The 5,894-nt window shown below is 39.6% G+C and carries 3 protein-coding genes; 1 reads left to right on the top strand and 2 read right to left on the bottom strand.

Going from position 1 to position 5,894, the window contains the following annotated elements; translation table 11 throughout:
• Positions 1–243: 243 nt before the first annotated feature.
• Together aroB and ACOVQ4_RS13505 are read right to left on the bottom strand one after the other, a co-directional pair.
• On the bottom strand, positions 244–1,281 hold the full coding sequence (gene aroB, locus ACOVQ4_RS13500; RefSeq protein WP_095166493.1) for a 3-dehydroquinate synthase: 1,038 nt from the start codon (positions 1,279–1,281) through the stop codon (positions 244–246).
• 138 nt (positions 1,282–1,419) lie between these two features.
• The gene (locus ACOVQ4_RS13505) at positions 1,420–2,163 is read right to left on the bottom strand and encodes a DeoR/GlpR family DNA-binding transcription regulator (RefSeq protein WP_421821157.1); all 744 of its coding nucleotides are present in this window, start codon (positions 2,161–2,163) and stop codon (positions 1,420–1,422) included.
• A gap of 261 nt (positions 2,164–2,424) precedes the next feature.
• Here ACOVQ4_RS13505 and ACOVQ4_RS13510 point away from each other — a divergent pair, with 261 nt between their 5' ends.
• Positions 2,425–5,553, top strand: coding sequence for a SusC/RagA family TonB-linked outer membrane protein (locus ACOVQ4_RS13510; RefSeq protein ID WP_421821158.1), 3,129 nt, complete (start codon positions 2,425–2,427; stop codon positions 5,551–5,553).
• The last annotated feature ends 341 nt before the right edge of the window (positions 5,554–5,894 follow it).

A 5,894-nucleotide genomic window follows, 5' to 3' on the forward strand; every position in this document is an offset into this window, starting at 1 on the left:
AGTTCGTGTAATCGACGATTTCTATTCGAAATATTTGTTGAAACCGAATTTTTAGTGTGAATAGTGTCGAAGGCACAAAGGCACAAAGGCACAAAGGCACAAAGGCACAAAGTGTTTTATCCTTCCCTTTATGCCTCTGTGCCTTTGCCACTTTGCACCTTAATTCACACTTTGTGCCTCTGTGCCTTTACCACTTTGTGCCTCAATACACACTTTGTGCCTCTACAACTGTTCACTCCTACACTAATTCACATCTCCTCTATAATACGCCAAAGCATCTTTCATTTCTTTGGCATTGATGGCAATATCAAAACCGCATTTTCCGATACCTTCCAATAAAGAAAATCTTACTTCTTTTCCTTTATTTTTCTTGTCTTGTGCCGTGAGTGCGATGATTTCTTCAACGTCCTCTGCTTGGATGGTTGCAATTCCATAAACAGAGAAGATAAACTCTTCAATTTCAGCTAATTCTTTTTGTGTAATCAATCCTTTTCTGAAACCTACAAATGCTTCACAAATCATTCCAGCGGCAATAGCTTCGCCATGTAGTAAATGTAATTTTGGTTTACCCAGATAGAAAGTCTCAATAGCGTGCCCGAGCGTATGCCCAAAATTGAGGATTTTACGTAAACCTTTTTCAGTTGGGTCTTGTGCCACAACGGCCTTTTTGATTTCGACAGAGTGACTGATCAAATCAGCAAAATCTTGTGCTTCGAAATCCTTGCGTTTAATCACATCCCATTTGGCTTTATCAGCAATCAAACAATGTTTTACGATTTCGGCAAAACCAGAACGCAATTCATTAAAAGGTAATGTTTTAGTAAAAATAGGATCTATCAAAACGGTATTGGGAATACGAAATACCCCAATATGATTCTTGAAACCATGAAAATCAATACCCAACTTCCCTCCTACGCTGGCGTCTACTTGCGCCAATAAAGTTGTTGGAATTTGGATAAAATCAATCCCTCTTTTATAGGTCGATGCACAAAAACCACCCATATCACCAATCACACCTCCACCGATATTTACGATCAAACTATGTCTATCCAATTCGGCATCGGTCATATCTTGCCAGATTTTTTCGCAAGTAGCTAAAGTCTTTTCTTGCTCACCCGACTTGATTTGAGTAAGTGAATGCTTGGGCAAAAAAGATTTTACGAGCGGATAACAATGGCGTTTGGTATTTTCATCTACAATCACATGTACCTTTGAGTACTTTGAATCAGATAAAAATTGAGGTAAACTTTCTGCGATAGGAGCAATTACAACTGACGACATTTTTGATTTTTGATTAACGTGAAATCGAATTTGATAGAATAGAATGATAATTCGTTGAAAAAGTGAATTTTCATTCTATCCTCAAATTCAGGGAATTTTCTTTGTCAAAGTTACCCATTTTCCACGAAAACCACATCCCTATAAAACAAGTTTCACTTGTGAAAGATAAGGTTGGATAGTATCGTGTAAAGGCGAAAGCTCTGTAATCAAACAATCTATGTCGGCAGTTGGAGTCACTTTATAACGCAGTGCCGTATTGAGTTTTTCAGAAATTGTTGGAATAATTACTTGTTTTGAGGCTTTAATCATCGCTTTTTTTACCTGTACAATTTCATAGTCCGAATCAGTGACCCCATCGAGGTCCAATCCGTTTATTCCCAAAATACAAATATCTGCTTTGATTTCACTTATTTTTTGAACCACCTCCGCTCCGATGGTTACTTTAGAAGCATTAGAAAGCTGTCCACCCAGCAAAATCACCTCAGCCTTAGGGTGTTCGGCCAATTCTAGTGCAATAATTGGACTAATCGTAAAGAAAGTTACTTGTAAAGATTCAGGCAGACGCTTAGCTATTTCGCGCATGGTTGTACCACCACTCGTAAGAATAACCATGCCATCCTTAATAATTTTGAGCGTCTTCATCGCAATGATTTCCTTTTTCTCATAGGCATAGGTATCTGCTTGGGCTGCGGCTACCTGATAAGACCTTGACAAAGCTCCTCCATGTACCTTCACCACACGCCCCTCCAAGGCCAACTCGTTGAGATCACGACGAATAGTATCCTCCGAAACATCCAATGCCATACTCAAATCAGAGGATAGCACCTTGTTATGGAGATTAATTTCTTTAATAATAAATGCCTGTCTTTCTTTTTTTAACATAAAATTGCGATTAGTCAGCACAAATTTTGCGTGTTTATGCTGTTTTGTTTAAGTATAAATGATTAAGAAATAAGGAATTCTACTTAGATTTTGTAATATATTTATATAAATTTAAACAAATCTGAATAAAATCAATATTTTTGTCAATATTTCCTTGCTTAAAAATGCGGGTATCTGCTTGTTTTAATATTATATTCATGAAAATTTTAGCATAAAAGCGCAAAAAATTTCAACAATCCAATTTTAACCATGTATTGACTTATGAAAAAAACTTTCCAGAAACCCTTAATGGTTATGGTGGCAATGATGCTGATGTCGATTTCGGCACTTGCTCAGACCTACACCATCAAAGGAAAAATCACTTCTCAATCGACAAATGAAGCACTTGCTGGTACTTCGGTAATTATCAAAGGAACCACCTTAGGTACCGTTGCCGATGCTAAAGGTGAGTATACGCTACGTGCAAACCTTAAAGAAGGGTCATACGATTTGGTTTTCCGTTCGATAGGTTATAAAAATATAACCAAAAATATTACCCTTGGAAACTCAAATACACTCAATTTGGACATTGCACTCAACGACGACGATGCCTTTGCCCTCGACGAAGTTGTATTTACGGGTTCTACCTTATCTTCAAACAAAAGAGAACTAGGCAATACTATCAATTCTGTAAAAGCTGACGAGCTTCAAAAAACTGGGACAACCAATTTGTTCTCAGCGTTGCAAGGTAAAATTCCGGGGGCGCAAATTACACAAAACTCTGGAGATCCTGCAGGTGGTATAAGCATTCGTTTGAGAGGTACCAAGTCTTTGAGAGGTAGCTCCGACCCGCTTTATGTGATTGATGGTGTTGTTGTTAGTAACTCTTCTACCAACGTTTCACAAATTGCAGTGGATGCACAAGCTGGTGCTGCCAATCTTGGAACCAACCGAATGGCCGATATCAACCCACAAGATATCGAAACTATCAACGTCTTGAACGGTGCGGCCGCTGCCGCTGTGTATGGCTCAAGAGCTAGTAATGGGGTAATCATTATTACAACAAAGCGCGGAAAATCGGGAACTCCCAAAATTACCTTTTCGACGAGTATGAACGTAAACGAGCTTCGCAAAAAAGTTTTTGTGAGTACTTATGGTAAGCAATTCGGTTTTGCAGGTTTACGCCTACACACAATTGGAGGTATTTCGGCCGCTCAAATAGCAGCCAATCCTGGGGTCACTACAACAAGTATTCTGAGAGATGGCACAAACACAGCCTTGGCTACCAATTTGGTAGACGTAACACGATATGATTATCAAGATCAAATTTTTAGAACAGGACTTGGTACCGACAACTATCTTTCTATTACAGGCGGAAATGAGAAAACACAATATTTGGCTTCTGTGTCTTACATGAAAAACCAAGGAATTGTAAAGGGTTCAGATTTTCAACGCTATGGCCTGAAAGTTCGTGTTGACCAACATTTGAACAACTGGGCGAAAGTTTCGGCTGGCCTCAATTATATCAGTACTTTTTCGAACGAAAAGCCAAACGGCAACGTATTTTATAGCCCAATCAACTCGATTAATATTACAAACAATATTTATGACATTACAAAGCGTGATGCAGCGGGTAACCTTTTGGCAGTAGAACCTACGCGTGTAAACCCACTATCTACTGTCGAAGATATGGATTTTACCCAAGCTACCAATCGTACCATTGCTGACTTACAGTTGAATTTGACACCAGCAAAAGGTCTTACTATCGACTGGGTTATGGGTATTGATGCCTTTTCTCAACTAGGAAAAAACACCATCAAACCATATCCTTACGCCACTGAAGCAGGCTTGCCACTTGAGCGTTATCCATTAGGTTTTGCGGCAACTGCTACAAGCAACACCTTCTTGTTTAACACTGATGTAAACGTAGGTTACGAAAAAAACCTGTCTGACGATTTAAAAATGACATTAACGGCTGGTTTTAACCACCAATACGCACAAACTGATGTAAGTACAACTACAGGTCAGAATTTGGCTCCATTTATCGAAACTGTTAGTGGAGCCGCTTCGACCACAGTAACTGCCACTTATGGTCTTGATAGATACGCCATTACGGGTCAATTTTTACAGGCAACATTTGGGTATAAAAATCGTGCATTTTTAACAGGAGCTATTCGTCGTGATGGTTCAACTATCTTTTCGCCAGATCAAACTAATCAGTTATATCCCAAAATCAGTGGTTCGTATGTATTACTCGAAGCACAAGATGGATGGATTAACGGAGCAAAATTACGCGCCTCATTTGGTGATGCAGGTGGTTTGACAGCCTTAGGAACGTATGACCGTTTTTGGCAATTTTCACCAGCTGCTTATTTAGGCAAAAGCACCATTCTTCCTGGTCGTCAGTTGGCCAACCCTTCCGTAAAACCAGAACGTATGCGCGAATTAGAATTTGGTGGAGATTTTTCTTTAGTAAAAAATAAAATATCCCTAGGCTTGACCTATTACTCACAAAACATTACGGACCTCGTAGTAAACCGTGTATTGGCGGCCTCGTCGGGTGGTACTAGCATTGTAAATAACGTAGGCGAAATGCAGAACAAAGGTTTTGAGGTATCGTTAGGTGCTAATATCATCAAAACAAAAGATTTTTCTTGGGATGCAAACGTGGTATTTAGTAGCAACCGTAACAAAATCACCAAACTCCCAGGCGGTAACGTAGCTATTACCAACGTAGCAGGTGCTCCTCTTTTCTTAATTGAAGGTCAACCAGCATCGGTATTCTACGGTAACCCTTATGCTCGTAATGCTGATGGTTCTTATTTGTTGACTTCACAAGGCTTGCCTCAACGCGAAAGAGGTACTCAAAACGGGATATTGAGCTACACCCCACAAAGAGATGCAGCAGGCCAGCCGACAGGTGCATTTATCACAAAAGTTATTGGAAATCCAAATCCAGATTGGACTGGTTCGTTTAGTTCTAATTTTCAATACAAAAAATTATCTCTTCGCTTTTTGTTAGATGCAGTTCAAGGTGTACAGGTTTTCAATGCCGACAAACGTACTCGTAACAATGTAGGTATAGGCGATTTGGCCGAAGCCGAATTACGTGGCACAGCTCCTCGTGGTACGGTGTTCGCCCTTGTTCCAATTGAAGAATATCGGGTAGATGATGGGTCTTTTGTGAAGCTTCGCGAAATCTCATTAGGATATTCATTTGTGAAGGCCTTGGCTGGCAAATACGACTTAAATGTGTCATTAGTGGGTCGTAACTTAGTTTCTTGGGATAATTACAACGGCTTTGACCCAGAAACAAACGCAGGTGGAAACAGTAGTTTGCTGAGAGGTGTTGATTTCGGTAACGTACCAATTCCTCGTACTTACCAATTAACCATTTCTGCAAGTTTCTAATCAAGCCAGTGTTCATTGAAGTAAATAGGGAATAGTGCAAAATTAGAGTTTGGTTTTGTGTTTTAGGCACAAGGCAACAGGCACAAGGCAAAGAGTGTTAAGATATTTTTTAATAACCACAACCATGCTTTTTTCCAAAGCCCACCGCCGAAAGCCGATACCTGAAAGCCCAAAGCACATCTTAAATTTTATTTTGCTCATTAACTTAAGTAATAGTGCAAAATTAGAGTTTGGTTTTGTGTTTTAGGCACAAGACAACAGGCACAGGGCAAAGACTTATGTTGACCCAATGCCCATCGCTGAAAGCACTTTGCTTATCACAGGTCTGATTTTACTTTGCA

Source organism: Flectobacillus sp. (genome assembly GCF_049240685.1).
Classification (GTDB): Bacteria; Bacteroidota; Bacteroidia; order Cytophagales; family Spirosomataceae; genus Flectobacillus.

Excerpts from the sequence above, each read along its gene's own strand:
- aroB (WP_095166493.1), bottom strand. The coding sequence starts at position 1,281 with ATGTCGTCAGTTGTAATTGCTCCTATCGCAGAAAGTTTACCTCAATTT.
- ACOVQ4_RS13505 (WP_421821157.1), bottom strand. The coding sequence starts at position 2,163 with ATGTTAAAAAAAGAAAGACAGGCATTTATTATTAAAGAAATTAATCTC.
- ACOVQ4_RS13510 (WP_421821158.1), top strand. The coding sequence starts at position 2,425 with ATGAAAAAAACTTTCCAGAAACCCTTAATGGTTATGGTGGCAATGATG.